16 protein-coding genes are annotated in these 26,800 nt (G+C 75.6%); 11 read left to right on the top strand and 5 right to left on the bottom strand.

The annotated features are described in order from the left end of the window. Positions 1 to 24 precede the first annotated feature (24 nt). The gene (locus tag AC07AL_RS06910; RefSeq protein ID WP_478317104.1) at positions 25 to 1,611 is read right to left on the bottom strand and encodes an MFS transporter; all 1,587 of its coding nucleotides are present in this window, start codon (positions 1,609 to 1,611) and stop codon (positions 25 to 27) included. Between the two features lie 114 nt (positions 1,612 to 1,725). On the opposite strand from AC07AL_RS06910, the gene AC07AL_RS06905 reads away from it, so the two are divergent. The 4 genes from AC07AL_RS06905 to AC07AL_RS06890 all read left to right on the top strand — a co-directional run bounded on the left by AC07AL_RS06905 (position 1,726) and on the right by AC07AL_RS06890 (position 15,035). After that, a complete protein-coding gene (locus AC07AL_RS06905) occupies positions 1,726 to 2,592 on the top strand; it encodes a helix-turn-helix transcriptional regulator (RefSeq protein ID WP_400810235.1) in 867 nt (288 codons plus the stop codon). Between the two features lie 431 nt (positions 2,593 to 3,023). Further along, complete coding sequence (locus AC07AL_RS06900) at positions 3,024 to 6,194, top strand: non-ribosomal peptide synthetase (RefSeq protein WP_400844544.1); 3,171 nt, start codon at positions 3,024 to 3,026, stop codon at positions 6,192 to 6,194. 55 nt (positions 6,195 to 6,249) lie between these two features. Next, the gene (locus tag AC07AL_RS06895) at positions 6,250 to 11,817 is read left to right on the top strand and encodes an amino acid adenylation domain-containing protein (RefSeq protein ID WP_478317101.1); all 5,568 of its coding nucleotides are present in this window, start codon (positions 6,250 to 6,252) and stop codon (positions 11,815 to 11,817) included. Further along, entirely contained in the window at positions 11,814 to 15,035 is a 3,222-nt protein-coding gene (locus AC07AL_RS06890; RefSeq protein ID WP_478317099.1) for a non-ribosomal peptide synthetase, read from the top strand. Before AC07AL_RS06895 ends, AC07AL_RS06890 begins: the two co-directional genes overlap by 4 nt. 50 nt (positions 15,036 to 15,085) lie before the next feature. Here the strand turns inward: AC07AL_RS06890 and AC07AL_RS06885 are convergent, their stop codons facing one another. After that, the gene (locus AC07AL_RS06885) at positions 15,086 to 18,136 is read right to left on the bottom strand and encodes a class I adenylate-forming enzyme family protein (RefSeq protein WP_478317097.1); all 3,051 of its coding nucleotides are present in this window, start codon (positions 18,134 to 18,136) and stop codon (positions 15,086 to 15,088) included. 168 nt (positions 18,137 to 18,304) lie between these two features. Between AC07AL_RS06885 and AC07AL_RS06880 the strand changes: the two genes are divergently transcribed. Both AC07AL_RS06880 and thrS read left to right on the top strand, forming a co-directional pair. Continuing rightward, positions 18,305 to 19,027: a leucine-rich repeat domain-containing protein gene (locus tag AC07AL_RS06880; RefSeq protein ID WP_478317095.1), complete on the top strand. Its 723-nt coding sequence runs from the start codon at positions 18,305 to 18,307 to the stop codon at positions 19,025 to 19,027. Positions 19,028 to 19,226: 199 nt separating this feature from the next. After that, positions 19,227 to 20,537: a threonine--tRNA ligase gene (gene thrS, locus AC07AL_RS06875; RefSeq protein ID WP_400808133.1), complete on the top strand. Its 1,311-nt coding sequence runs from the start codon at positions 19,227 to 19,229 to the stop codon at positions 20,535 to 20,537. Here thrS and AC07AL_RS06870 read toward each other — a convergent pair. After that, entirely contained in the window at positions 20,531 to 20,941 is a 411-nt protein-coding gene (locus AC07AL_RS06870; RefSeq protein WP_400808130.1) for a VOC family protein, read from the bottom strand. The genes thrS and AC07AL_RS06870 overlap by 7 nt on opposite strands. Before the next feature lie 158 nt (positions 20,942 to 21,099). Here AC07AL_RS06870 and AC07AL_RS06865 point away from each other — a divergent pair, with 158 nt between their 5' ends. After that, positions 21,100 to 21,564 carry a MarR family winged helix-turn-helix transcriptional regulator gene (locus AC07AL_RS06865; protein WP_400808127.1) on the top strand — a complete coding sequence of 155 codons (465 nt, stop codon included), beginning with the start codon at positions 21,100 to 21,102 and terminating at the stop codon, positions 21,562 to 21,564. Positions 21,565 to 21,571: 7 nt separating this feature from the next. On the opposite strand, the gene AC07AL_RS06860 is transcribed toward AC07AL_RS06865, so the two are convergent. Further along, positions 21,572 to 22,192: a C40 family peptidase gene (locus AC07AL_RS06860; RefSeq protein ID WP_400808124.1), complete on the bottom strand. Its 621-nt coding sequence runs from the start codon at positions 22,190 to 22,192 to the stop codon at positions 21,572 to 21,574. 215 nt (positions 22,193 to 22,407) lie between these two features. On the opposite strand from AC07AL_RS06860, the gene AC07AL_RS06855 reads away from it, so the two are divergent. The 4 genes from AC07AL_RS06855 to AC07AL_RS06840 all read left to right on the top strand — a co-directional run bounded on the left by AC07AL_RS06855 (position 22,408) and on the right by AC07AL_RS06840 (position 25,879). After that, complete coding sequence (locus AC07AL_RS06855; RefSeq protein WP_400808122.1) at positions 22,408 to 22,812, top strand: RidA family protein; 405 nt, start codon at positions 22,408 to 22,410, stop codon at positions 22,810 to 22,812. Positions 22,813 to 23,064: 252 nt separating this feature from the next. Continuing rightward, complete coding sequence (locus AC07AL_RS06850; RefSeq protein WP_400808119.1) at positions 23,065 to 23,805, top strand: ScbR family autoregulator-binding transcription factor; 741 nt, start codon at positions 23,065 to 23,067, stop codon at positions 23,803 to 23,805. Positions 23,806 to 24,241: 436 nt separating this feature from the next. Further along, complete coding sequence (locus tag AC07AL_RS06845; protein ID WP_400808117.1) at positions 24,242 to 25,117, top strand: AfsR/SARP family transcriptional regulator; 876 nt, start codon at positions 24,242 to 24,244, stop codon at positions 25,115 to 25,117. Positions 25,118 to 25,204: 87 nt separating this feature from the next. Further along, entirely contained in the window at positions 25,205 to 25,879 is a 675-nt protein-coding gene (locus AC07AL_RS06840; RefSeq protein WP_478317092.1) for a ScbR family autoregulator-binding transcription factor, read from the top strand. A gap of 61 nt (positions 25,880 to 25,940) precedes the next feature. Here AC07AL_RS06840 and AC07AL_RS06835 read toward each other — a convergent pair whose 3' ends face one another. Beyond that, the gene (locus tag AC07AL_RS06835; RefSeq protein WP_363586253.1) at positions 25,941 to 26,723 is read right to left on the bottom strand and encodes an MBL fold metallo-hydrolase; all 783 of its coding nucleotides are present in this window, start codon (positions 26,721 to 26,723) and stop codon (positions 25,941 to 25,943) included. Positions 26,724 to 26,800 lie beyond the last annotated feature (77 nt).

The raw sequence follows: 26,800 nt of genomic DNA, 5'->3' as shown, positions 1-26,800 counted from the left end.
CCCGGCACCGGCTCCGACGGCAGGTCAGGCCGACTCGTCCGGCGCCAGGGCGAGGTAGGTGAGCACCGCGCCGAGGGCGGACAGCGCGGCGAGGACCAGCCCGAGGACGTGCAGGGCGTCGGTGAACCCGGCGGCCAGAGCGGCCTGGTGCGCCGCGGCCACCCTGCCCTGGACGGCCTGCCCCGCGAGCTGCGCCGCCTCGTCGGCGGCGAGGCCGCTGCCGCCCAGGTGCGCGGCGGTCAGCGTGCTGAGCAGCGCGGCGGCCCCGGAGACGGCCACGGACTCCCCGGTGATCCGCATCGTGTTGAAGACGCCCGCGGCGGCCCCGGCGTGCTCGGCGGGGACGGTCCCGACGGCCGCGTCGTCCATCACCCCGAAGGCCAGTCCGACCCCGGCCCCGAACGGCAGCAGCGGCACCGCCAGCGCGAGCCACGACCCGTCGCCGCGCACCGTCACCAGCAGCAGGGAGCCCGCCGCGATCAGCGCGGAGGCGGCGGTCAGCACCGCCCGGACGGAGACGGCGGCGGCGAGGCGCCCGGCCACCAACGGCAGCAGGAGGACGGGCGCCGTCATCGGCAGCAGGAGCAGACCGCTGGTCAGGACGCTCCTGCCGCCCACGCCCTGGAGGTAGGCCGGGAGGTAGACCAGCAGCACGACGAACCCCAGGGTGACGGTGAACGGCTGGCACACCACGGCGAGGAACTCGGGCCTGCGGAACAGCCGGACGTCGACCATGGCGCGCCCGGCCCGGCGGACCTCCACCCCGGCGAACAGGACCAGCAGCAGCACCGCGCCCGCCAGCGGCAGCAGCGTGCCCGGCGCCGTCCAGCCGGCGGTGCCGGCCTGCACGAGCGCGTACGACAGCGCGGCGAGCCCGCCGGTGAAGCAGACCACCCCGGGCAGGTCGATCCCGGGGTGGTCCGGGTTGCGGGACTCCGGGGCCCGGGTGGCGCACAGCCACGCGGGCAGGGCCAGGACGGCGACGAGCAGGAAGACCGACCGCCAGCCGGCCGCCTCCACCAGCAGGCCGGCGGCCGGCGGCCCGATCGCCAGGCCGGTGCCGAAGGAGGTGCCGAGGATCCCGAAGGCGAGCCGTCGGCGCCGCCCGGAGGTGGACTGGGCCAGGACCGCCGCGCCCGCCGCCAGCACGGCGGCCGCCCCGCACCCCTGCACCGCCCGGGCGGCGTCGGCCACGGCCATCGACGGCGCGAGCGCCACCACCGCGGACAGCGCGCCGACCAGCGCGATCCCCGACAGCAGCACGCGCCGCCGGCCGATCCGGTCCGCGAGGCCGCCGGCCGCCAGCGGCAGGGTGGCGAAGGTGAGGTTGAAGGCGTTCAGCATCCACTGGGCGGCGCCCACCGAGGAGCCCAGCTGCGCGGTCATGCTGGGCAGTGCCACGGCGGCCCCGGTCACCGAGAACGGCAGCATCATGCTGGCGCAGCCGACGGCGGTGACGGTCGCCCAGTAGCCGCCCGGACCGCCGTCGGTACGCGGTGGGGGAGCGGCCGTGCCCGCCGGGTGCTCGGTCCGGGGCGGCGCGGCGCGGCGGGCGTCTTCGGGACGGGCGCCTTCGGGACGGGCGTCGTCGAGGCGGGGAGAAACAGTCATGGCCCCGATCGTTCGCGGGCGCCGCCGCCGGATGAAGAGAGCCCCGTTCCCTGGGTGTGACAGGGCCACCCTCCGGCCCCCGCACCCCCGGCCGGGCGCCCCATACTGGAACGCATGGCCGAACCGATCACGCTCGCCGCCAGCCTCGGCGACTACCTGCGCACCCGGCGGGCGCTGGTGTCACCCGCGCAGGCGGGGCTGCCGCCGACCGGACGCCGCCGGGTGCCCGGCCTGCGGCGCGAGGAGGTCGCCGAACTGGTCGGCCTCAGCACCGACTACTACGTCCGGCTGGAACAGGGCCGCGCCGAGCGCCCGTCCGACGAGGTGCTCGACGCGCTCGGCCGCGCCCTGCGGCTCGGCCCCGCCGAGCGCGCCCACCTGTACGACCTGGCCCGCCCGCCCCGCCGCTCGGCGGCCAGGGCGGCGGGCGCCGGAGGGGACGGCGACGCCCTGCGCCCCGCCCTGCGTCGGGTCGTGGAGGCGATGCCGACCACCCCCGCGCTGATCATGAACGACCGCAACGACGTCCTGGCGTGGAACCGGCTGGCCGCCGCGCTGATCGCCGACTTCCCCCAACTCCCGCCGCGCGAACGCAACCTGGCCCGCCGGATCTTCCTCGACCCGGGCGCGCCGGACGTCCACCTCGACTGGGAGGACGCCGCGCGCACCACCGTCGGCATCCTGCGGATGGCCTCCGGCCGGCAGCCGCACGATCCCGAACTCGTGCGCCTGATCGGCGAACTGGCACTCGGCAGCGCCGCCTTCCGCCGGTTGTGGGCCGGCCACCACGTGCACGAGAAGACCCACGGCCCCAAGCGCTTCCGGCACCCCGTGGTCGGCGACGTGACGCTCGACTACGAGACCTTCCAGGCGCCGGGCGCCGCGCGCCACCTCCTGGTCGTCTACACGGCCGCCCCCGGGAGCCCGGCCGAGGAGGCGCTCGCCTTCCTCGGCGGCTTCGCCGCCGCCCCGGGCAGGTGAGCCGGGGCCGCCCGGCCCGGGCCTGATCCGCTCCGGGCCCGATCCACTCCGACGCGGAGCCGCCTTCGTCGCCCCGCCGTGCATGGCGGGCTCATGGACGGAGTCGGAACGGCGGGATTCCCGCAGGCTGGGCGCGTACATGACGCCTGGTGGGGCGGGTGGAGAACCCTTGACGAGGGGTGGGTTCTCTGCGAATCTCTCGGCAGGTTTGGACCAAGGTCTTTTTCGCGGGGGAGAAGACCGGCTCCGGCCCGGGCGTGCGCAGGGGGGATCTGGGCGGCCGGGAGGGTGGGGGCCGGTGCGGCCGGTCGGTCGGCCAGGGGTGGGCCGGGCGGTATTCGGTGGCCGCGTCACCAGCGGATCCGTGGCGGCAGCGTCGCTGCCCGGTCGCGTGCCCCTACCGTTTCGCCGACTGCCGAATCGAGCCGCAGATGCCTGAGTCGTTCCCCGTGTCCGCGTCGTCCTTCCAGCAGGGCATTTGGCTCACCGAGCAACTCGGGCCCGTGCACGGGGCGTTCCAGATGCCCGTCCGGATCTCCTTCGACCGGGTCGACGCCGGGGTGCTCGGCCGGGCGGTGTCCGCGCTGGCCGACCGTCACAGCGCGCTGTCCGTGGTGTTCGTGGAGCGCGACGGCAAGGTGCTGCTGGAGCGGGGGCCCGCCCCGGGCCTGGAGGTGGTCGACGCCTCCGGGGACCGCGTGGAGGACCTGGAGAAGCGGCTGGCCGAGGAGGTGGCGCGGCCGTTCGACCTGTCGGCCGGACCGCCGGCGCGGTTCACCCTCTACCGCCGCGGAGGTGGAGCGGCGGAGCTGCTGATCGTCGTTCACCACGCGGTGTTCGACGGGGAGTCGAAGGACGTCCTGGTCGCGGGCCTCGCCGAGGCCTACGCCGACGCCGACGCCGAGGCCTGTGCCGAGGCCTGTGCCGACGTCGAGGCCGCCACGCCGCCCTGCCCGCCTTCTTCGCCCGCCCCGCCGGCTCCGGAGCTGGTGCGCCGGGCCGCCGACTGGTACGGCCCGCGCTGGGCCGCCGCGACGGCGCCGGTGCTCCCCGGGCTGCGGCAGGCCGTCACGGCGGCGGGGCCGGGGGAGTCGGTCGGCTGGCGACTGGACGGTCCGGCCCGGGCGCGGCTGGCCGACGCGGCCGGGCGCAGCGGCGTCACCGTCTTCGAGTTCCTGCTCGCCGCGCTGCACGGACTGCTGCTGCGCTACGGCGGCGAGGCCGTCCCGGTCTCCGTGCCGCTGTCCGTCCGGGCGCCGGAACAGGCCGGTGAGCCGGGGCTGTTCGTCAACGAGCTGCCGGTCCACGCGCCGTCCGGGGCGAGCGTCCGGGACTCCTTCGCGGGCTACGCCCGGGCCGTCCGCGCCGAGGCGCGCGCCGGGTACCCGTTCCGGTCGGTGCCGTTCGGCGCGGCGGTGGGCGGGCTGACGGCCCGGGTCGGCCTGGCCCCGGTGTCGTTCGGGTACCGGCGCGCCCGGGGCGCCGACCCGGTGTTCCCGGGCAGTGCCGCGCGCGTGGACCGGGCCGTGTTCAACGGCGCCGCCCGCAATACGCTCCACCTCCAGGTGGTCGACACCGCCGACGCCCTGGACTGCTCCCTCCAGTACGCCCCGGCGGTCCTGCCGCCGGCCGCCGCCGAGCGCATCGCCGGGCACTACCGGGCGCTGCTCGACGCCGCGACGGCGCGGCCGGAGACGCCGCTGGGAGACCTCGCCCTGCTGGGCGAGGCCGAGCGGCGCCTGGTGACCACCGGGTGGAACGCCACCGCCCGCGCCTACCCGAGCGACCGCACGGTGCTGGACCTGGTGCGGGAGCGGGCCGCAGAGGCACCGGACGCCCCCGCCGTCAGCGCCGCCACCGGGCGGCTGAGCTACCGGGACCTGGTGGCGCGGGTCGACGAACTGGCGGCGGTGCTGCGCGGGGCCGGGGTCGCGGCGGGCGACCTGGTCGCCCTGCACCTGGACCGCTCCGCCGACCTGCCGGCCGTGCTGCTCGCCGTGCACGCCGCCGGGGCCGCCTACCTGCCGCTCGATCCCGGCTATCCCGGCGAGCGACTGGCGCACCTGCTCGCCGACTCCGGCGCCGTGCTGCTGGTCACCGACCGGGAACCCGCCCCGGAACTGGCGGCGGCGGCGCCGGCCGTGCTCCGGCTCGGGACGGACCACCCGGCGCCGGCGGCTACCACCACCGCCCCGGCGGCGACGCGGGGCGCCCTCGCCTACGTGCTGTACACCTCCGGCTCCACCGGGCGGCCGAAGGGCGTGGAGATCGGCCACCGGGCGCTGGTGAACCTGCTGGCCTCCTTCGCCGACCTGCTCGGCTCGGGGCCCCACGACGTGTGGCTCGGGCTGACCTCGCTCTCCTTCGACATCTCCGGCCTGGAACTGCTGCTGCCGCTGACCACCGGAGGCCGCCTGGTGCTCGCACCGGACGGCGCCGCCCTGGACGCCCCGGGCCTGCGCGACCTGGTCCGTCGCGAGGGCGTGACCCACGTGCAGGCGACCCCCTCCGGCTGGCGGGTGCTGCTCAGCGCCGGGGCGCTGCCGCCGGGGCTGACCGCACTGGTCGGCGGCGAGGCGCTGCCGCTGCCGCTGGCCCGTGAACTGCGGGCCGGCGTCGCCAGGTTGTTCAACGTCTACGGGCCCACCGAGACGACGATCTGGTCCACCTGTGCGGAGGTCCCGGCCGGGCCGGAGGCCGTGCTGATCGGCCGGCCGATCGCCAACACCCGGGCGTACGTCCTGGACGCGGACCACCGGCCGCTGCCGGTCGGGGTGCCCGGCGAGCTCCACCTCGGGGGCGACGGGGTCGCGGAGGGCTACCGGGGCCGCCCCGACCTGACCGCCGAGCGCTTCACCGCGGACCCGTTCGCCGGCACCCCGCCCGCCGGCACCCCGTCCGCTGCGGGCCTGTCCGCCGACGCCCCGGCCGCCAGCCGCCGGATGTACCGCACCGGCGACCTCGCCGCCTGGACCGAGGACGGCGAGCTGGCCTTCCACGGCCGGGCCGACGACCAGGTCAAGATCCGCGGCCACCGGATCGAACCCGGCGAGATCGAGGCGGCGCTGCTGGAGCACCCGGCGGTCGCGCAGGCGGCCGTCACGGTGTACGAGGAGAGCCCGGGGGAGCCCGGGCTGGTCGGCTACCACGTCCCGGCGCCCGGCGCAGGGCCGACGGGCGCCGCCGACCTGCGGGACCACCTGCTGCGCACCCTGCCCGCCGTCATGGTGCCCCGGCGGTTCGTGGCGCTGGACCGCCTGCCGCTCACCCCGAACGGCAAGCTCGACCGCCGCGCCCTGCCCGCCCCGCCGCCCGTGGCCCCCGCGGCCGGACCGCCGTCGGCCGCCCCCGGTGCCGCCCCGGTGGTGGCGGAGGTCCGCGACGACGTCACCGAAGCCGTCCTGGCGATCTGGTCCGAGGTGCTGGGCCTGCCCGAGGTCGGCCCGGACGACGACCTCTTCGAGTTCGGTGGGCACTCACTGACGATCATCCAGATCACCGCGCGGATCCGCGCCGCGCTCGGGGTGGAGCTCGACTTCGACCTGTTCTTCGACGCCTCGACCCCGGCCGGGATCGCCGCGGCCGTCCGCGAGCGCCGCTGACCACGGGCGAGTACCCCTGCGCTCCCCCTCCCGCCCCCGCCCGAATGGACCGCCGATGACCGACACCCAGGACCCGCCCGCCGACTGGTCCGCCACCAAACGCGCCCTGCTCGCCCAGCGACTGCGCGGCGCCGCCGCGCCCCGGCGCACCGTCGAGCCGCGCCCCGAGGGCAGCGCACCGCCGCTGTCCAGCGGGCAGGAACGGCTCTGGTTCATGGACCAGTTCACACCGGGCGGGACGGCCTACGCGCTGGCGCCGGCCCGCCGGCTGCGCGGGCCGCTGGACCGCCCGGCGCTGGACCGCGCCCTGGCCGACCTGGTGAACCGCCACGAGAGCCTGCGGATGTCGTTCCCGACCACGGAGCACGGCACCGCCGAGGTCGCCATCGCCGAACCGGGCCCCTTCCCGGCCGAGTTCGTGGACGCGGCCGACGATCCGGACCCCCGGCGAAGAGCCGCCGACGAGATCGGCGCGCTGGTCGGCCGCCCCTTCGACCTGGCGCGCGGCCCCCTCCTGCGGGCGCTGCTGGTCCGGCTCGCCGACGAGGACCACGTGCTCGCCCTGGTGATGCACCACATCGTCTGCGACGGCTGGTCCATCGACATCCTCAACCGCGAACTGGACGCGCTCTACGCCCAGTACGCCCACCGCACCACCGTCGAACTCCCGGAGCTGCCCGTACAGTTCGGCGACTACGCGCACTGGCAGCGGGAGCGGCTGGCCGGCGGCGCACTGGCCGCCTCCCGGGACCACTGGCGCGCCGAACTCGCCGACGTCCCGGCACTGGAACTGCCCGTCGACCGCCCGCGTCCGCCGGTGCTCACCTTCGACGGCGCCGCCCTGGAGCTGCACTGGAGCCCGGAGCTGGTGCGGGCCGTCGCCGAGTGCGCCCGCGCCCACGGGGCGTCGACGTACATGGTGCTGATGGCGGGCCTCCAGGTGCTGCTGGGGCGGCACTCCGGGCAGCGGGACTTCGCCGTCGGCTCGGCGGTGGCCGGCCGCCTCCACCGCGAACTGGAGGGCGTGGTCGGGGCGTTCGTCAACATGCTGCCGATCCGGGCCCGGCTGGAGCCGGGGCAGAGCTTCGCGGGCCTGATCGGGCGGGTGCGGGAGACGACGCTCGACGCCTACACCCACCAGGAGGTGCCGTTCGAGCAGATGGTGGCGGACCTGGACGTCGAACGGGACGTCAGCCGCTCGGCGGTGTTCCAGGTGACCTTCGCCTTCCAGAACTACGGGGACCGCGCCGCCTCCACCGCGCCCGCCGCGGCGGCGGAGGGGTTCGGCTACGAGGCCACCACGACCCACGCCGACCTCGCCTTCTACCTGCGGGAGAAGAAGGACGGAGGGCTCTACGGCCTGATCACCTACCGGACCGACCTCTTCGAGGCCGACACCGTACGGCGGCTCGCCGAGCGCTTCGAGGTGCTGATGGCGGCGGCGACGGCGGATCCGGCGCAGCCCGTCGACGGCCTGCCCATGCTGACCGGGCCCGAGCGCCGGGACGTGGTCGAGCGCTGGGCGGCGGGCCCCGAACTGCCCGCGCCCGAGGCCGGTCCCGGGACGCTGACCGGGCTGCTCGCCGAGGCGGCGCGCGGCGCGGGCGACCGCCCGGCACTGGTCTTCGACGGCCGCACCCTCTCCTACCGTGAACTCGAGGCCCGGGCCACCGGCCTGGCCCGCCGGCTGCGGGCGCTGGGCGTCGGCCCGGACGACCGGGTGGCGGTGTGCCTGGAGCAGTCCCCGGAACTGGCGGCGGCCCTGGTGGGCGTCCTGAAGGCCGGCGGCGGCTACCTGCCGCTGGACCCGGAACAGCCGCCCGCGCGGCTCTCCCACCTGGTGGCGGACGCGGGCGTGCGGGTGCTGGTCACGGACTCGCGGCTGCGGACGGCGTTCGCCGGCTACGACGGCGCCGAGCTGCTCGTCGACCGGGAGCCGGTCGGCGAGGGTCGAATCCTGCCGGACGAGGCCCCGTTGGCGGAGGCGTCCGGGCCGGACGACCTCGCCTACGTGATCTACACCTCCGGCTCGACCGGGCAGCCCAAGGGCGTGGCGGTGCAGCACCGCCAGATCCTCAACTACCTGGCCGGCGTGCGGGAACGCCTGCGGATCGAGCCCGGTGCGGCCTACGGGCTGCTGCAGTCCCTGTCCTTCGACTTCAGCATCACCATGCTGTACCTGGCGCTGACCACCGGGGGCCGGGTGCACCTGCTGCCGCGCCGCATCGCCGGTGCCGAACTCGCCGAGCGCATCGAGGAGTCGGGCATCGACTACCTCAAGATGACGCCGTCGCACCTGGCCGCGCTGACCGCCGACGTGGACGCGGAGCGGCTGCTCCCGCGCCGGGCCCTGGTGCTCGGCGGCGAGGCGTCGCCCTGGGCCTGGGCGGCGGACCTCGCCGGCCGGGGCCGCTGCGCGGTGTTCAACCACTACGGGCCGACCGAGGCGACGGTCGGCGTCACCGTCCACGAGGTCCTGCCGGGCCCGGCGGGACCCGGCAGCACCCCGATCGGCACCCCGCTCGCGGGCGCCCGCTGCTACGTACTGGACGAGGCCCGCCGACCGGTGCCGCCCGGGGTGGTGGGCGAGCTCTACCTCGGCGGGGACCGGCTCGCCCGCGGCTACCTGGGCCGCCCCGACCTGACGGCGGAACGTTTCGTCGAGGACCCGTTCGCCGACGGGCGGATGTACCGCACCGGCGATCTGGCCCGCTGGCGGCCGGACGGCACGCTGGAGTACCTGGGCCGCGCCGACGACCAGATCAAGGTCCGCGGCTACCGGGTCGAGCCCGGCGAGATCGAGGCCGCGCTCACCGCGCTGCCCGGCATCACCCAGGCGCTCGTGACGCTCCGCGGCGAGGGCGTCCGCCAGAATCTCGTCGCCTACCTCGAACACCCCGGCGCCGCCCCCGCCCCGACACCCGCCGAACTACGGGAGGCGCTGGGCGCCGTCCTGCCGGACTACCTCGTCCCGGCCCGCTACGTCGTCCTCGACGCGCTGCCCCTGCTGGCCCACGGCAAGGTCGACCGCAAGGCGCTGCCCGAACCCGAGGACCCGGCGCCGACCGGCGGACACGTCGAACCCGACGGCGAGGCCGAGACGGCGATCGCCGCGATCTGGGCCCAGGTGCTGGGCATCGAACGGGTCGGCGCGCTCGACGACTTCTTCGACCTCGGCGGCCACTCCCTGCTCGCCACCCAGGTCGTCGCCCGCCTGCGCCGGGCCTTCCCGGAGCTGCCCGCCCCCATCGGCGTGATGGACCTGTTCACCCACCCCACCGTCCGCCGGCTCGCCGCCCTGGTCGCCGACCCGACCGCCGAACGCGGCCCCGGCGGCCTGCTCCACCGGCTCACCCCGCCGAGTCCGCGCACCACCGCCAGCGTGGTCTGCGCCCCCTACGGCGGAGGCAGCGCGCTCATCTACAAGCCGCTCGCCGACGCCCTGCCCGAGGACTGGGCGCTGTACTCGATCGCCGTCCCGGGGCACGAACTCGGCGAGGAGGCGATGGACATCGACGAGGTCGCCGCGACCTGCGCCCGCGAGATCGTCGAGAACGTCCCCGGCCCGATCGTGCTGTACGGGCACTGCGGCGTCGGCGTCCGCCTGGCCGTGGAGATCGCCCGGCAGGTCGAGGCCGCCGGCCGGGAGATCGACGCCGTCCACCTCGGCGGCATCTTCCCCTTCGCCCGCCCCCGGGGGCGCGGCGCCGCCGTCGGCGAACGCTGGGCCGACCTCACCGACCGGCTGCGCAACGACCAGGGCATGATCAACGCGCTGGCCGCCGCCGGGCTGGACACCGACGAGGTCGACGCCGAGCAGCTGCGGCTGATCGTGCGCAACCGCCGCACCGGCACCAAGGACGCCGAACGCTACTTCACCCGGCTGTTCGACAGCGAGGACGGCCGGATCAGGGCCCCGATCATCGCCGTCTGCGGCGAGCGCGACCCGGCGACGGACTTCTACCAGGAGCGCTACCGGGAGTGGCACCGGCTCACCGACACCGCCGCGGTCGTCGTGCTCGACGAGGCCGGCCACTTCTACCTCAAGTACCGGGCCGCCGAACTCGCGGAGATCCTCACCCGCGTCCACCGCTCGATCGCCGCCGGCCAGGAGGAACGGCACCACCGGAGCGACGGCGCGACCTGGTGGCTGGCCGGGCTCTCCCGGGGCGACGGCGCGCCACGGGCGGAGCAGGCCCCGCTGCGACCGACCATGCGCCGCTTCCTCACCGTCGCCTCCGGGCAGCAGGTGTCGATGATCGGATCGGCGCTCACCGAGTTCGCCCTCCCGGTCTGGATCTACCTGCGCACCGGCTCCCTGGCCCAGTTCGGACTGCTGGCCGCCTGCGGACTCGTCCCCGGCATCCTCGCCGCACCGATCGCGGGCGCCGTCGTCGACCGGGGCGACCGGCGCCGGATCATGCTCTACGGCGACCTCGCCGCCGGCGCCACCCAGGCGCTGCTGCTCCTGCTCCACCTCACCGGAAGCCTCCGGGTCTGGCACGCGTACGTGCTCATCGGCGTGCTCTCCACCGCGCTCACCTTCCAACGGCTCGCCTGGAACGCCGCGGTGCCCCAACTCGTCCCCAAGCGCTACCTCGGCCGGGCCAACGGCCTGGTGCAGATGGCCTTCGGCCTCGCCCAGTTCCTCGTCCCGCTGTTCGCCGTCGGCCTGCTCGCCGCGATCGGACTCGGCGGCATCCTCACCCTCGACGTCGTCAGCTACGCCGCCGCCCTCGCCGTCACCCTGGCGGTCCGCTTCCCCGACCTGATGGGCGCCCGCCGGCGCGAGAGCGTCTCCGCCGAGATCCGCGAGGGCTTCCGGCGGGCCCTCGGCAGCCGGCACTTCCGGGCCATGCTGCTGTTCTTCGCGGTGCTGAACATCTTCCTCTCCCCGCTGTTCCTGCTCACCACCCCGCTGGTGCTCTCCTTCGCCCCGCTCGCGGCGGCCGGCTGGGTGTCGACGGCGGCCGGCCTCGGGGCCGTACTCGGCGGGCTCACCCTGCTCGCCTGGGGCGGGCCGCGCCACCTGCGGCTGCGCGGGGTGCTGCTCGCCACCCTGGCCCTGGCCGGGGCGTGCCTGGTCACCGGGCTGCGCCCGTCGCTGGTCGTGGTCGCCCTCGGCGCGTTCGGCATGGCCTTCGGCCTGGCCCTGGTCAACGGCGTCTACGCGACCATCGTGCAGACCAAGGTGCCGCTGCGCTTCCACGGCCGGGTGATCGCCGTGAACACCATGGTCGCCTGGTCGACCCTGCCGGTCGGCTTCGCCCTGGTCGCCCCGCTCGGGCCCCGGCTGCTCCAGCCGCTGATGGACCACGACGGCACCCTGGCCCCGACCGTGGGCCGGCTCATCGGCACCGGCGACGGCCGCGGCATCGGGCTGCTCTACCTGCTGTTCGGCCTCGCGATGGCCGCCCTGGTGCTGGTCTGCCTGGCCGTGCCCGTGCTGCGCCACTTCGACCGGGACGTCCCCGACGCCGAGCCCGACGACCTGGTCGGGCTGAAGACCCTCCAGGACCGGGCCGCGACCGCTCCTGCCACCCCTGCTGCCCCCGCTGCTCCTGTCGCTCCCGCTGCCCTTGCCGCCCCGCGCCGCTCCGAGACCGAGGTGACCGTCCGGTGACCACCGCCATCCACCCGCTGACCGGCGAACAGCGCCGGCTCTGGTTCCTCCAGCAACTCCACCCGGACGACGCCGGTTTCAACATGTACCTCAACCGGCGGTGGACCGGGCCGATCGACCCGGAGGCCCTGCGCACCGCGCTGCACCGGCTGACGGCGCGGCACGAGATCCTGCGCACCCGCTTCGCGCTCGGCGCCGCCGCGGGGCCCGCGGCCGCGGACGGCGAGGAACCCGTCCAACTCGTCCAGCCCCCGGCCGAGATCGACCTCGCCCTGGTCCGGCTGCCCGAGGGCGCGGCCGAGGCCGAGTTCACCGACGCCTGCCGCCCGTACGTCAACGCGCCCTTCGACCTCGCCGCCGGGCCGCCGCTGCGGGCGGCGCTGATCAGCGCGGGGGAGGGGGAGCACGCGCTCTGCGTCGTCGTCCACCACATCGTCTCGGACGGCTGGTCGTTCCGGACGATGTGGCGCGAACTGCTCGCCCTCTACCGTGAGGCGATCGGCGAGGCCCCCGCCGAACTGCCGGAACTCCCGCTCCAGTACGGCGACTTCGCCCGCGCCGAGCAGGCCAGGACGGCCGGCGGGGCGGCCGAGGAGGCGTTCCGCTACTGGGCGGAGAGGCTGGCCGGCACCGGCGCGCTGCGCCTCCCGCTCGACCACCCGAGGCCGGCCGACCCGGCCCGGCCCGCCGGGTTCACCACCGTCCGCCTCGACCCCGAACTGACCGCCGCCCTCGACCAGTTGGCGCGACAGGAGCGGTGCACCCCGTTCATGGTGCTGCTGGCCGGGTACCAGTACGTGCTCGCGCGCTGGACCGGCTGTCGGGACTTCGTGGTCGGCACCCCGCTGGCCGGCCGCAACGAGGCCGCGCACGAGGCGCTGCTCGGCTACTTCAGCCGGACGGCGGTGATCCGGGCCGACCTCACCGGCGACCCCGACTTCCGTACCGTGCTGCGGCGAACCCGCTCGGCCACGCTCGCCGCCCTGGGCCACCAGGACGTGCCGGTCGAACGGCTCGCCGCCCACCTCGGCCTGCCCGCGGAGCCCGGCGCCGGGCCGCTGTACCGGGCCGTCTTCGTCCACCAGAGCCAGTACGACCTGGCGGGCGGCCCCGGCGCGCCCGCCCTGCCCGCGGGCGTCCGCACCGCGAGCATGGACTCCGGCTTCGAGCAGGCCAAGACCGACCTGCTGCTGGACAGTTGGCGCACCGCCGACGGCGGGATCGCGCTGTCCTTCTGCTTCGACCGCGAGGTGCTGGACCGGGAGACCGTCGAGGCCCTCGGCCGGCGGTGCCGCGCCCTGTTCGCCCGGGTGGTCGACGACCCGCAGCTCCCGTTGCACGGGGACTGGCTGGTGGGGTCCGAGGAGCGGGCGGAACTGCTCGCACTGGGAGCGGGCCCGGAGGCCCAGGAGGCCCGGACGGTGCTGGAACGGTTCGCCGAGCAGGCCGCCGCCCGCCCGGACGCCCCGGCGCTGGAGTGCGACGGCCGGAGCCTGACCTACGGCGAACTCGACCGGCGCTCCAGCGCGTTGGCGCGACGGCTCGGCCGGGTGGCGGGCCGGGTCGTCGCGGTGTCGATGCCGCCCTCCTTCGACCTGGTCGTCGCCCTGACCGCGATCTGGAAGGCCGGCGCCGCCTACCTGCCGCTCGATCCGGCCCACCCCGAGGAACGCCGCCGGCTGATGGTGCGCGAGGCCGACGCCGCCCTGGTCCTCACCGGCGTCGACCCGGCGATCGACGGCCCCGGGCACGACGGTCCCGACCACGCCGACCCCGGGCACGCCGACCCCGTCCCGTCGGACCCCTGGGGCCCGGCCTACGTGCTCTACACCTCCGGCTCCACCGGCGCGCCCAAGGCCGTCGCCGTCGACCACGCCGCGCTCGCCGCGCGGGTGGCCTGGATGGCCGGGCCCGACGGCTACGCGCTCGGACCCGCCGACCGGATCGTCCAGTTCGCCTCGCTCGGCTTCGACACCCACGTCGAGGAGCTCTGGCCCGCGCTCGCCTCCGGGGCCTGCGTCGTCCTGCTGCCCGGCGGCGGCCGCACCCTGCCCGACCTGCTGGGCGGCCCGCACGGCGACACCGTCACCGTGCTCGACCTGCCCACGGCCTACTGGGAGGAACTCGTCGGCCTCGGCGAGCAGACCCGCTGGCCGGCCGCGCTGCGCTTGCAGATCCTCGGCGGCTCCCAGGTGGGCGCCGACGCCGTCGACCGGTGGCGGCAGCGGCACGGCGACGCCGTCCGACTGGTCAACACCTACGGCCCCACCGAGGCCACCGTCATCGTCACCGCGACCGACCTGACCGCCGCGGACACCGCCCGCCGGCCTGCGCTGGGCCGCCCGTTGCCCGGGGTCCGCCTCCACGTGCTGGACGAGCGCGGTGCCCTGCTGCCGCGCGGCTCCGAGGGCGAGCTGTACCTCGGCGGCGCCGGGCTGGCGCGCGGTTACCTGGGCCGGCCCGACCTGACGGCGGCCGCCTTCGTGCCCGACCCGTTCACCGCCGACCCGTTCACCGCCGACCCGTTCACCGTGGACCCGCTCACCGGCGGCCGGATGTACCGCACCGGCGACCGGGTCCGCTGGCGTACGGACGGGCAACTGGAGTACCTGGGGCGCGGCGACGGCCAGCTGAAGCTGCGCGGCTACCGGATCGAACCCGCCGAGATCGAGTCCGCCCTGACCGCGCACCCGGCCGTCGCCCAGGCCGCGGTGCTGCTGCGCGACGGGCGGCGGCTGCTGGCGTACGCGGTGCCCCGCCCGGGCGCCCGGCCCGGCCCGGCGGAGCTGCGCGAGCACCTGGCCCGGCGGCTGCCCGCCTACCTGGTACCGGACGCCGTGGTGCTGCTGGACCGGCTGCCGCTGACCGCGAACGGCAAGCCCGACCCGGCGGCCCTGCCCGACCCCGAACCGGCCGCGGGGGCCCGCTACCTCGCGCCGCGCACCGACGCCGAACACCTGGTCACCGAGCTGTGGCAGGAGGTGCTGGGCGTGCCCAGGGTCGGGGTGCTCGACGACTTCTTCGCGCTCGGCGGGGACTCCCTGCTGGTCACCCGGGTCGCCGCGCGGATCCGGGCCGGGCTCGGCCTCGACGTGCCGATCCGGGACGTCTTCGAGAGCAGCACCCCGGCCGTCCTGGCGGCCCGGATCGAGGCGCTGCTGATCGCCGAGATCGACGGCCTCACCGAGGCGGAGGCCGCCGGCCGGCTCACCGGCTGAGGGCACGGCCGGCGGCCCCCCGCCCCCAGCGCGGGGGCGGGGGCCCCGGTTCACACCCGCGCGGCGCCGGCCAGCGCGGCGGCGAGGTCCGCGGCCAGCGCGTCCACCGCCTCGGCCGTGAAGGCGTGCTCGTTGTACCGCAGCCAGCAGCGCAGCGAGCCGTCCGGCTGCTCGGTGACGGCGAGCTCCGGCACGTGCCGGTCGCCGCCGGGCAGTGGGTACGGCACGGTGGCGTTGCGCGGCAGCTCCCACGCGGCGCACGCCACTCCGGGCAGCTGTGCCGGGGCGCTCCAGCTCTCGTACCGCAGCCAGGCGGCGAACGGGACCAGCGGGCTGAACTCGGCGAAGGGGTACAGCTGGTGGTCCAGCGCGGTGGTGGCGGCCGTGCGGACGCGGTCCAGCAGTTCGGCGAACCCGGGCTCCCCGGCGGCGTCCACCCGCAGCAGCAGCGACTGGACGAAGCAGCCGACCGCGCGTTCCGCCTCCGGCCTGGTGCGGCCGGGCACCGGGGTCATCAGGACGAAGTCCCGCTGTCCGCTGCGGGCGGCCAGCAGCCCGCTCCACACCGCCGCCATCGCGAGGAACGGGGTGGCCCCCAGCTCCGCCGCCCGGGCCCGCAGCGCGCCCGCCCGCTCGGCCGGCACCTCCAGCGTCCGGACGGCGCTCAGCACCACCTCGGTGTCCTGCCGCCCGGGGAACGGGTCGATCGCCGTGGGGGCGCCCGCGAGCGCCGTCGCGAAGTGCGCCCGGGTGGCCGGCCAGTGCGCGTTCGACCACTCCACCAGCTCCCGGTACGCCGGGCCGGGCCGGGCGGCCGGCGCCGGGCGGCCGCCGCGCAGCGCCGAGTACAGCACGCCCAGGTCGCGCAGCAGCACGCCCAGCGACCAGCCGTCGGCGACGATGTGGTGGACCGCCAGCATGACGACGTGGTCCCCGGGGCCCCGGCTCACCACGGCGAGCCTGGTCATCGCCCCCGAGGCCAGGTCGGTCAGCCGGTCGCGTTCGGCGACGAGCCGGGCCGACACCTCCGCATCGCTCGCGCCGGGGGCGTCCAGCAGCACCACGTCGGCGCGCGGCTCGTCGTCGAGCACGGCCCGCAGCACCCCCGGTTCGGCGTCCGGCACCGGGACGAACCTGGTGCGCAGCGCGGGGTGGCGGCGGATCGCCTGGTGGAGGGCGTCGGCCAGGGTGTCCGTCCGCAGCTCCTCCAGCACCCGGAACATCACCGCCACCGAGCCGACGTTGCGGCCCGCGGCCTCGGCCATCCAGCGCAGGAAGTTCTCCTGCTGCGCGGTGAGCGGGAGCTCGTGCGGCTGGGCGCGCAGCGAGCGCAGGAACGCCGTCGCCTCGGCCTCGACCGGCTCCACCGGCCCGGCGGAGCCGGTCGAGGCCGCCGCCTGCTCCAGCCAGGCGGCCTGGGCCCGCAGCGAGGGCCGCTCGAACACCAGGGCCGTACCGGCCGCCACGCCGAACTCGGCGGAGATCGCGGCGGCCAGTTGGACGGCCCGGAAGGAGTCCCCGCCGAGCGCGAAGAACTCCTCCTCCACGGCCCGGACCGGCCGCCCCAGCACGCCCCGCCACAGCTCGGCCAGCGCGCGCTCCCGGGCGGTGGCCGGTGCGGTGCCGGCGGTGGGCACGGGCTCCTCGAACCTGGCCCGGAGCCGGTGCTTGACGACCTTTCCGCTGGGGTTGCGCGGCAGCGAGTCCGTCACCAGCAGGCGTACGGGCAGTTCGGCCCGGGCGAGCCGCTCGCCGAGGAAGAGCCGCAGCCCGTCGAGGTCGATCCCGCCCGGGAGCGGGACCACGGCCGCCACCGGCACCTGGCCCATCACCGGGTGCGGCAGCCCGAGCGCGGCCGCGTCGGCGACCTGCGGGTGCTCGTGCAGCACCGCCTCGATGCGCAGCGTGGAGACCTTCAGCGCACCGGACTTGACGATGTCGCTCTCCCGGTCGACCAGGTGGAGGTAGCCGTCCCCGTCCAGTCGGCCCAGGTCGCCCATCCGCACCCAGCCGTCGCGGAACACGGCGCCGGAGTCCGCGCCGACGTACCCCCGGGGCGGGCCCGGCTGGCGCAGCCAGAGCTCGCCGGTGTCGCCGGGCGCGACGGGCTGCCCGGCCTCGTCCAGGATCCGCAGGTCGGCCGGGTCGGTGGGGCGGCCGACCGAACCGGGGCGGCCGGCGTCCACGATCGCGGAGATCTGGGCGGGGGAGGCCTCGGCGGAGGTGTAGGTGTTGACGACGGTCGCCTTGGGCAGGGCGGCGCAGAGCCCGGCGGCGACGGCGGGCGGGAGCGCGGCGGCCGAGGAGCTGACCAGGAGGACACTGCTCAGGTCCCGGCGCTCGGCGATCCCGGAGTTCAGCAGTTCCACCGCCATCGACGGCACCAGGAAGACGGTGCCCGCGCCGTACTCCTCGACCACCCGGCCGAACTCCTCCGCGTCGAAGCGCGGCAGGCAGATCGTGGCCGGCTGCGCGGTCAGCGCGTTCACCAGGACGACCTGGGCGGCGTTGGTCCCGATCGGGAAGGCGTGCACCGCGTAGCGCGAGTGCGCGTACGGGCGGGGGCGGGGGTTGAGGACGAGCCCGGCGGTCAGGCTGGCGTGCGCGGCCCGGACGCCCTTCGGGGTGCCGGTGGTGCCGGAGGTGCCGATGATCTGGGCGAGGTCCCCGGGAGCGGCCCGATGCGGCGGTTCGGCGCCACTGCCCTCGCCGTCACCACTGCCCTCCAGGTCGTCGAGGGTGAAGGTGGGCAGAGCGGTGTGCGGCCCGTTCCCGGCTATCGCCCAGCGCGCCCCCGCGGCGTCGACGAGCCGCGCGACGTCCGCCCCGGAGAGGTCCGCGCGGATCACCAGCCCCGCCGCGCCCGCGTAGTGCGCGGCCAGGAACGCCACGGCGTACGCGTCCCACTCCCGGTTGTCGAGCAGCAGCGCCACCCGGTCCCCGGGCCGTACCCCGGCCCGGGCCAGCCCGTGCGCGGCCCGCACCGCCCGTTCGCGCCACCGGCCGTAGGTGAGGCTGCCGCCGCCCGGCACCAGCAGCGCCTCCCGGTCGGGGTGCAGCGCCGCCCGGTGGTCCAGCAGGGCGGGGAGGGTGAGGGGCACGGGGACGGGGACGGGGACGGGCTGAGCGTTGATGACGACTCCCGGAGGGGCTGCTGACCGCTGAGTGATCCAGAACGTATCGGAGCAGTGAAGGAAGGCGCCAGATCCGTTCACATGTCGTCACGACAGCCCGTCGGCAGCGGGCGCGCGGACGGGACAATGACGGGCGTGACCGACGTGACGCTGAACCTCTGGCGCCGGCCCCTCGGCGCGGTACCGGCCGAGGTGTGGGACCGGACCGACCTGACCGTGCTCATCCTCGCCGAGACCGGCCTGACCGAACTGCCGCCCGAGGTCGGCGGGTTGCGACGGCTTCGCACCTTCGACCTCGGGCACAACCGGCTCACCGGCGTGCCCGCCGAACTGGGCGAGCTGACCGGGCTCGCCGACTTCCTCTACCTGCACGACAACGCGCTGACCGCGCTGCCGGCCGCGCTCGGCCGCCTCACCGCGCTGCGCTACCTCAACGTCGGCGACAACCGGCTCACCGAACTCCCCGCCACCATCGGCGACATGGCTGCCCTGGTCGAGCTGCGCGTCCAGCACAACCGGCTCACGGCGCTGCCCGACCGCCTCGGCGAACTGACCGCCCTGCGTGAACTCTGGCTGTGCGGGAACCACTTGACCACCCTGCCGGACACCTTCGGCGGCCTCACCGCGCTGCGCGAACTCGAACTGCGGGACAACGCGCTCGCCGAGGTCCCGCCGGCGCTCGCCGGGCTGCCGCTGCTGCGCCGGCTCGACCTTCGGGGCAACCGGATCACCGAACTGCCGCACTGGCTGGCCGAACTGCCCGCACTGGAGAAGCTGGACCTGCGGTGGAACGAGGCTCGCCCCTCGCCGCGGCTGCTCGGCGCGCTCGACGCGCGCGGCTGCGCCGTCCTGTTCTGAGCGGCCGCGGATAAAGATCGCCACGGCGGTCGGCGCCCTGTTATCGTGGATCGCATGAAGCGCGCTGCACTCGCCACGACGACGCCGGAGAGAGTCCCGGTGCGCTGACTGCTGACCTAGTCCGAAGCCCCGGGGCGAGTGCCCCGGGGCTTCGCCGTTTCCGGACCACTCGCCCGCAGATCCGAGTGGAGACCACCCCATGCACAACCACGCCGCGCACAACCACGCCGCGCACGACCGCCCTGCACACGACCACCCCGCGCACGACCACCGCAAGCTCGGCCGCGAACTCGACCTGTTCGACACCGACCCGCTGATGGGCTCCGGCCTGCCCTACTGGCTGCCCGACGGCGCCGCGATCCGGCACACCCTGGAGGAGTTCATCCGCGAGCGCGAGCGGCGGGCCGGCTACCGCCACGTGTACTCGCCGGTGCTCGGCAAGCGCGAGCTGTACGAGATCTCCGGCCACTGGGCGCACTACCGCGACGACATGTTCCCACCCATGGAACTGGGCTCGGAGGAGATGGTGCTCCGGCCGAGCCTCTGCCCGCACCACGCCCTGATCTACCGCTCCCGACCCCACAGCTACCGGGAACTCCCGCTGCGGATGGCCGAGTTGGGTGGCATGTACCGCTCCGAACTGTCCGGCGTGCTGGGCGGGTTGACCAGGGTCCGGGCGATCCAGCTGAACGACGCGCACGTGTTCTGCACCCCGGAGCAGGCCGCCGACGAAGCCGTCGCCGCACTGGAGCTGATCCGCGCGGCACACCGCGCGCTCGGCATCGAACCGGTCCGCTACCGGCTCTCGCTGCCCGGCGCGGGCGGCAAGTACGTGGCGGATCCGGCCCTCTGGGAGCGGGCCACCGCGCTGCTCACCGACGTGCTGGAACGCTCCGGCGTGCCGTTCGAGGCCGCGGAGGGCGAGGCCGCCTTCTACGGGCCGAAGATCGACGTGCAGATCGCCGACGGCGCCGGGCGCGAGTTCACCCTCTCCACCGTGCAGATCGACTTCCACCAGCCCGAGCGCTTCGGGCTGCACTACATCGGCCCGGACGGCGCGAAACACCGGCCGGTGATGGTCCACCGCAGCGTGATCGGCAGCGTGGAGCGGGTGGTCGCCCACCTCATCGAGCTGTACGGCGGCGCGTTCCCGGCCTGGCTCGCCCCGGCGCAGGTGGTGCTGCTGCCGGTCTCCGAGGGCGAACTGCCGCAGGCCGAGCGGCTCCGGCAGCGCTGCCTCGACCTCGGGTTGCGCGCCGAGGTCGCCGGCCCCGGGCACGGCAGCCTGGGCGCCCGGATCCGGGCGGCGCGCCTGGTGCCGTACCAGGCCGTGGTCGGGGCCAAGGAGGCCGTGGACGACCGGGTCGCGCTGCGGCTGCGGGACGGCCGCCGGCTCGAACCGCTGCCCGCGGAGGAGGCGTGGGCCAGGATCGGCGCGCTGGTGGCGGCGTGCAGCGCCGACCTCTGGGCGGACGACCCCGCGCGCCGGCCGGGCGGGGCGGCTCAGTAGGACTGGAGCTCGATCAGATGGCCGTCCGGGTCCCGCAGGTGGGCGCTGCGCAGGTTCGGGCCCCACTGGGGCCGGTCGGTCGGGCCGACGACCGGGGCGCCGCCGTGGCGCAGGCAGAGGGCGAACGCGTCGTCCACGGAGGCCACCCTGAAGACCAGCATCGCGGCGTCCTGGGCGGGGGCGGCCGGGCGTTCGGGCAGGTCGGTGGCGCCCAGGGCGGCGGCCATCGCGGCGCGGTCGAAGAGCACCAGGACGGCCTGCCCGTCGACGTCCCAGTTGGCGTAGGGGCCGTCGGGGGCGCCCTTGACCAGGGCGGCGCCGGTGAGGGGCGGCAGGACCGCCCGGTAGAACCCGAAGCACTCGGCGAAACGGGTCACGAGCAGGCGGGGGTACAGGGCGTCCACGGTCGAAGCTCCCGGGTTCGGGGATTCAGCGGGTCGGATCAGTCGGATATCAGTGGGTCGGCACCCACTATAGGGATGAACCCTAGACTGGCGCCATGGCCCCCGAACCCCCGCTCCCCGAATCTCCGCTGCCCGCCCCTTCCCTGTCCGCCCCTCCCTTGTCCACTCCCTCCCTACCGCCGACGCTGCTCGACCTCAGTACCTACCTGCTCTCCCGGATCGGCCGGACGGCACGGGGCCGCCTCGCCGAGCAGCTCGCCGAGCACGGCCTCCGGCTCTGGGACATGGCCGTGCTGGCCGCGCTCGCCGACTTCGGGCCGCACGCCCAGCGGGACCTGGTCCAGCGGCTGGGCATCGACCCGAGCGACCTCGCCAAGGTCGCCGACCAGCTGGCCGCCGCCGGGTACGTCGAGCGCGTCCGAGACCCGGCGGACCGGCGGCGGGTCTCGGTGTCGGTCACCGGCGCCGGGCGGGCGCTGCTCGCGGAGCTGGACGCCCGGGCGCGCGCGGTGCAGGACGAGGTGCTGGCGCCGCTGGACGCGCGGGAGCGGCAGCTGCTGCACGGCCTGCTGCTGCGCGTCCACCAGGGACACCAGGGGCCGGGGGAGCGGCGCGGCCTCTGAGGCCCGCTCAGCCGGCCGGCCCGGGGCGGCGGGCACCGGCGAACTCGCCGGCCCAGCGCGGGACGTCGAGGACGTGCTCGACCCGGGCGACCGGTGTCCCGGTGCGCTCGGCGTGGATCATCGCGCCGTCGCCGACGTGGATCCCGACGTGGTGCAGCGGCGCGTCCGGGCGGGAGAAGAACAGCAGGTCGCCCGGGGCGAGGGCGTCACGTTCCACCGGGGCGCTGTGGTGGAACTGGGCGACGGTGTAGTGCCCGAGCTCGACCGTGCCGTGGCTGGCCCGGTACCAGCAGTAGAGGGACAGGCCGCTGCAGTCGAAGCCGACCGTGCTCTCGCCGATGCAGACGCCGTCCAGGTAGCCGTTCTCGTCGTCGCAGAAGCCGAGGCTCGCCCCCAGCCGGTCGCCGCCGCCCCAGGCGTAGGGCACGCCGAGCTGGGCGGTGGCCACCTCGGCGACCCGGCGGCCCAGGGCGGCGGACGCGGGCGCCGGGGTGTCCGACCGGGTTGTCGCGGTCGCGGCCGCGACCGGAGCGAGGGTCGGGACGAGCCCCGCCCCGAGCGCCAGGCCCAGCATCCGGCGCCGGCGGACCCCGGAGGCCTCGTCGCGGTACGGCGGTCGGGATTCCATGGGTGACCTCCTGGTGTCGGCGCGGCGTCGGCGCGTGCGGGTGGCGGCCACCAGGATTCCGGCCGGGCGGGTCGGCCCGCCATCACCCGCAACGGTGAATCGTGGACGCAACGGGCCCGTGGCGGACGGGAAAGCGCTGGTAAATGGTTTGACGGTCGTTCAGGAGAGACCAACGATGGGCGCGAACGTTCGGCCGCGACCCTTCGGAGTGCCCCTTGAACAGCGCAGTCAAGCTGATCCGCAGCTCCCGCCTCACCCCGGCCGTCGACTACGCCTACGCGGCCCTGGTCGACGCCCAGGCCCGTTCGCTCTGGCTCGCCGGGGCCTGCCCGCTCGACGCAGAGGGGCGGACGGTCGCCGTCGGCGACTACGCGGGCCAGGCGCACCAGGTGATGCGGAACCTGATAACCGTGCTGGAGGACGCCGGTGCCGGGCTGACCGACGTCGCCCGCACGACGGTGTACGTGGCCTCCGCCGACCAGGCCGACCTGGTCGCGGTGTGGGACGTGTACCGCGCCTACATGGGGGAGCACGACGCCCCCAGCACGCTGCTGGGGGTGTCGGTGCTCGGCTACGACGACCAGCTGGTGGAGGTGGAGGCGGTGGCCGTCCTGCCGTGACGCCTTCCGGCCTCCCGGTGTCCCGATTAGGAAACCGATCGTTCGGTTTTTCCCCGGATAGGTGAGGTGTGGGGGCGGTGCCGCTTTCGGTCGTCCGGCGAAGGAACGGCGGCCCGTAGGCGAAATGCGGAGGATGCGGGCGGGAGGGGAGAAGCGTTTGAGGCGATTCCCCGACATCATCTTGTCGTCCGTAGGCCACCGGTAGCTAAGATACGGGGTGTTTGGTTTTGTTTTCCGGGAGCTCTGGGTGGGGTGGTTGCGGTGGTTCGGCAGGAGCGGGCGGTCCGGACGCGTCGGCTGATCCTGGAGGCGGCGGCGTCGGTCTTCGACGAGTTCGGCTACGAGGGCGCCACCATCGGCGAGGTGGTCGCGCGGGCCGGTGTGACGCGTGGTGCGGTGTATTTCCATTTCGCCTCCAAGCGGGATCTGGCCCAGGGCGTCGTCGAGGAGCAGTTCGTCCAGGACGGTGTGCCCGAACGGGTCTGCAAACTGCAGGAGTTCGTGGACACCGGGATGGTGGTGGCGTATCTGATGCCACGTGATCCGCTGCTGAGCGCGGGGGCCCGGCTCTCGCTGGGCCAGGACGTCTTCGACGACCTCGGCGGCGGCGCGATCCCCGGCTGGATCAGCCGGCTGGAGGCGCTGCTGGTCGCGGCCGGCGAGCGGGGTGAACTGCTGCCGCACGTCGTCCCGGCCGACACCGCGTGGCTGGTCACGGCGGCGTGGACGGGTGTGCAGATCCAGTCGCAGAAGCTGTCCGGGCGCGCGGACTTGGAACGGCGGGCCGCCGGGCTGTTCCAGCACCTGATGCCGAGCATCACGGTGCCGGGTGTGCTCGGCTCGCTGCAGATGGGCCCGGACCGCGGTGCCCAGGTGGTCGCCGAGGTGGCGGCCGCCCGCGCGGCGGCGGAGGGCGCCGGGGCGCAGGGCGGGGCGCGGTCGGCCGCCCGGCCGGTCGCGGTCGCGGTCGCGGACGAGGTCGGTGTGGGCTGACGGTCCGGCACCGGCCGGAAATCGCTTCGGCTGGTGCGGAGTTGACCAGGGCTCGGTGGCCCCCTGTGCGCGGGGGCGTCCGGGCGGTGGTCGGCCCGGTGGTCGGCCCGGTGGTCGGTCCGACGGTCGGCCGACCGGCGGTGCGCGCGGAGTGCGGGCGAATTGGTGGCGGCGCGGGATCCACGGGGGTCCGACGCCGCCTTCGGTTTGCCCGCACTCCGCTGCGCGTGGTGGCCGGTTCGTGGCGCAGGGTGGCCGCCGCGCCCGTCTGTCCGAGTCGGGCCGCCCATTCCAAGAAACAAACAGCACGTTCGGTTTTGTATTGACAAACCGCGCGTCCTGTTTTTGACTGGTGACAGTCGCCCTAGGGGTGTCGACCCGGGTGCCGGCCGCGGCGGATCGGCCTGCGGCGTTCCGTGTGATTGGGGTGGTCATCGTGGAAATTCGGGTGCTCGGGGCGTTGGACGTCCGGGTGTGCGGGGTGTCGGTGGTGCCATCGGCGCCGAAACCGCGGCAGGTGCTGGGGCTGCTGGCCCTGCGGGCCGACCAGGTGGTGTCGGCCGGGGTGCTGGCCGAGGAGCTGTGGTCGGGCCGCCCGCCGCGCAGCGCGCGCACGACGGTGCAGACGTACGTGCTGCAACTGCGCGACATGATCGACCGGGCGCTCGGGCAGGTCGCCCCGGCGGCAGGGGTCTCCTGCGCCAAGGACGTGCTGGTGACCTCGCCGGGCGGCTACATGCTGAACAGCGGCGGCGGGTTGACGGACGTCCGGGAGTTCGAGCGCCTGGCCGGCATGGGCTACCGGGCCATGGACGGCGACGACCACCCGCTGGCCGCCCGGATGCTCGGCGAGGCGCTCGGCCTGTGGCGCGGTCCGGCCTTCGCCGACGTCCCGGCGGGCGGCCAACTCGCCGTCGAGGCCAAGCGGTTGGAGGAGACGCGGCTCTGCGCGCTGGACCAGCGGATCGAGGCCGACCTGCGGCTGGGCCGCCACCGCGTCCTGCTCGCCGAACTCACCGTCCTGGTCGACCGCTACCGCACCCACGAGAGCCTGCACGGCCAGTACATGATCGCCCTGCACCGCTCCGGCCGACGGGGCGAGGCCCTGGAGGCCTACCAGCGCCTGCGCAACACCCTGGTACGGGAGTTGGGCATGGAGCCTTCCACCGGACTGCGACGGCTCCAGCGCTCCATCCTGCTGGCCGGCCCGGAGCGGCCCGAGCGCCCCGAGCGTTCGGAGCGCCCGGAGCGCGAGGCGGCCGCGACCGCTTCGCCGGAGGGGTCCGTGGCCCGGTTCACCCGGGTCGGCTGAGGACGCGCGGCAGGCGCCGTCGCTGCCGGGGCGCTGCTCGTGTGTGGTCGGAACGTGCTCGTCGTTGTGAGGGGTGTGGGTCGGGTGGTGCAGGAGAGGTCGGAACGGACACGCGGACGGCTGGTCGAGGCGGGGGCGGTGCTGTTCGACCGCTGCGGCTATGCGGGGGCCACGCTCGGCGAGATCGCCGGCGCCGCGGGAGTGACGAAGGGTGCGCTCTACTTCCACTTCGCGTCCAAGGAGGAGCTGGCGCAGGCGGTGTTCCAGCGGGCCGAGCGCTCGCTGCGGGGCGCCTGCGGCGGTTTGCGGGCCACTTCCTCCCCCCTGCAGACGCTGATCGACGTGGGCTACTGGCTGGTCGACGCCCTGGGGTCGGACGCGGTGGTCCGGGCGGCGTTCCGCCTCGGCCGGGAGGGCGGCTGGCAGTCGAGGACCGCCGCGTTCGCTCCCGCCACGCCCGCCCCCGGCGCGCCGGTCGCGGGCGTGCGGGGCTTCCACGGCGTCTGGGCCGGTGTCGTTCGGGAGTTGCTGACCGGTGCCCGGCGCGCCGGCGAGCTGCGCGACCGCTCGGGCGATCCCGGCCCGGAGACCCTGGTGGTGGCGGCAGCCTGCGGGCTGGAGGTCGTCTTCGGTGACGGCTGCCCGGGCGAGGAGCGCGCCCGCCGGGTCGGCGCCCTGTGGGAGTGGCTGCTGCCCTGCCTCGTCCCCCCGGGCTCCTCAAGCGCCTACCGGACCAGGCCGCTGACGTCGCTGCCGGGCTGAGCAGGCGGTTCAGGGGCGGACAGGCGGGGCGCCTGGTGCGGCGCGCCCCGCCCCGGGCCGGTCACGCCGTGTGGAGGCGCTCCGCCAGGCCGGCGGCCGTGAAGGCGGCCACCAGGTCGTCTCGGTCCTCGGTGAAGTGGGCCCAGCTGTCGTGGTGGACGAGGACGACCCGGCGGGCGTCGAGGATCGCGGCGGCCTCGGCGGCCTGGGCGCTGTCCAGGACGATGGGCGCGCCGTCGAAGAGGGCGGCGAAGCGGGGAGCCCCGGCGAAGAGGATCGCGGTGTCCACGGGGGCGAAGCGTTCGGCGATCTCCCCGACGGCGGGGAGGGAGGCGTTGTCCCCGCTGACGTAGACGGTGGGCAGCCCGTCCCCGGTCAGGACGAAGCCGACGACCTGGCCGGTGGCGGCCTCCACCTCCTCGCGGGCCCCGGGCCCGTGGAGGGCGGGCACGCCGGTCACGGTGAGGGTGCCGCCGCCGGGGCGGTCCAGCGTGACCGACTCCCAGTCGGCCAGTCCCCGGGCCGTGCCGCCGAGGCGCAGGCCACCGCCGGGGGTGGTGAGGGTGAGCGGGACGTCGGCCAGCAGGGCCCGGCCGGAGTGGTCGAGGTTGTCGGGGTGCTCGTCGTGGGAGAGCAGGACGACGTCGACGCGGCCGGCGTCGGCGGGGCTCCCGGAGGAGGGCGCGGTCTTGGTGAGGAGCGGGCCGCCCGGCCGCTGGTAGTCGCCCGGGCCGTCGAAGGTCGGGTCGGTGAGGAAGCGCAGGCCTCCGTACTCGAAGAGGGCGGTCGGGCCGCCGAAGAGGCGGACGGGGAACTGCTCGACGGTCGTGTCGGAAGAAGCCATGGTGAAGCACACCTCACGGTTGAGATCGGTTTATCCGTGAGGAAAGCTAGCCGGTTCTCACGGATGATCGCAAGCGC

It is taken from the genome of Kitasatospora sp. NPDC043949 (genome assembly GCF_056435365.1).
The sequence above is the reverse complement of the archived record's forward strand: the minus strand, read 5'-3'. Positions and strand labels throughout refer to the sequence as shown.

Bases quoted from the DNA above. Each gene is read 5' to 3' on its own strand.
- AC07AL_RS06910 (WP_478317104.1), bottom strand. From the start codon at position 1,611: ATGACTGTTTCTCCCCGCCTCGACGACGCCCGTCCCGAAGGCGCCCGT.
- AC07AL_RS06905 (WP_400810235.1), top strand. From the start codon at position 1,726: ATGGCCGAACCGATCACGCTCGCCGCCAGCCTCGGCGACTACCTGCGC.
- AC07AL_RS06895 (WP_478317101.1), top strand. From the start codon at position 6,250: ATGACCGACACCCAGGACCCGCCCGCCGACTGGTCCGCCACCAAACGC.
- AC07AL_RS06860 (WP_400808124.1), bottom strand. From the start codon at position 22,192: ATGGAATCCCGACCGCCGTACCGCGACGAGGCCTCCGGGGTCCGCCGG.
- AC07AL_RS06900 (WP_400844544.1), top strand. From the start codon at position 3,024: ATGCCTGAGTCGTTCCCCGTGTCCGCGTCGTCCTTCCAGCAGGGCATT.
- AC07AL_RS06835 (WP_363586253.1), bottom strand. From the start codon at position 26,723: ATGGCTTCTTCCGACACGACCGTCGAGCAGTTCCCCGTCCGCCTCTTC.
- thrS (WP_400808133.1), top strand. From the start codon at position 19,227: ATGCACAACCACGCCGCGCACAACCACGCCGCGCACGACCGCCCTGCA.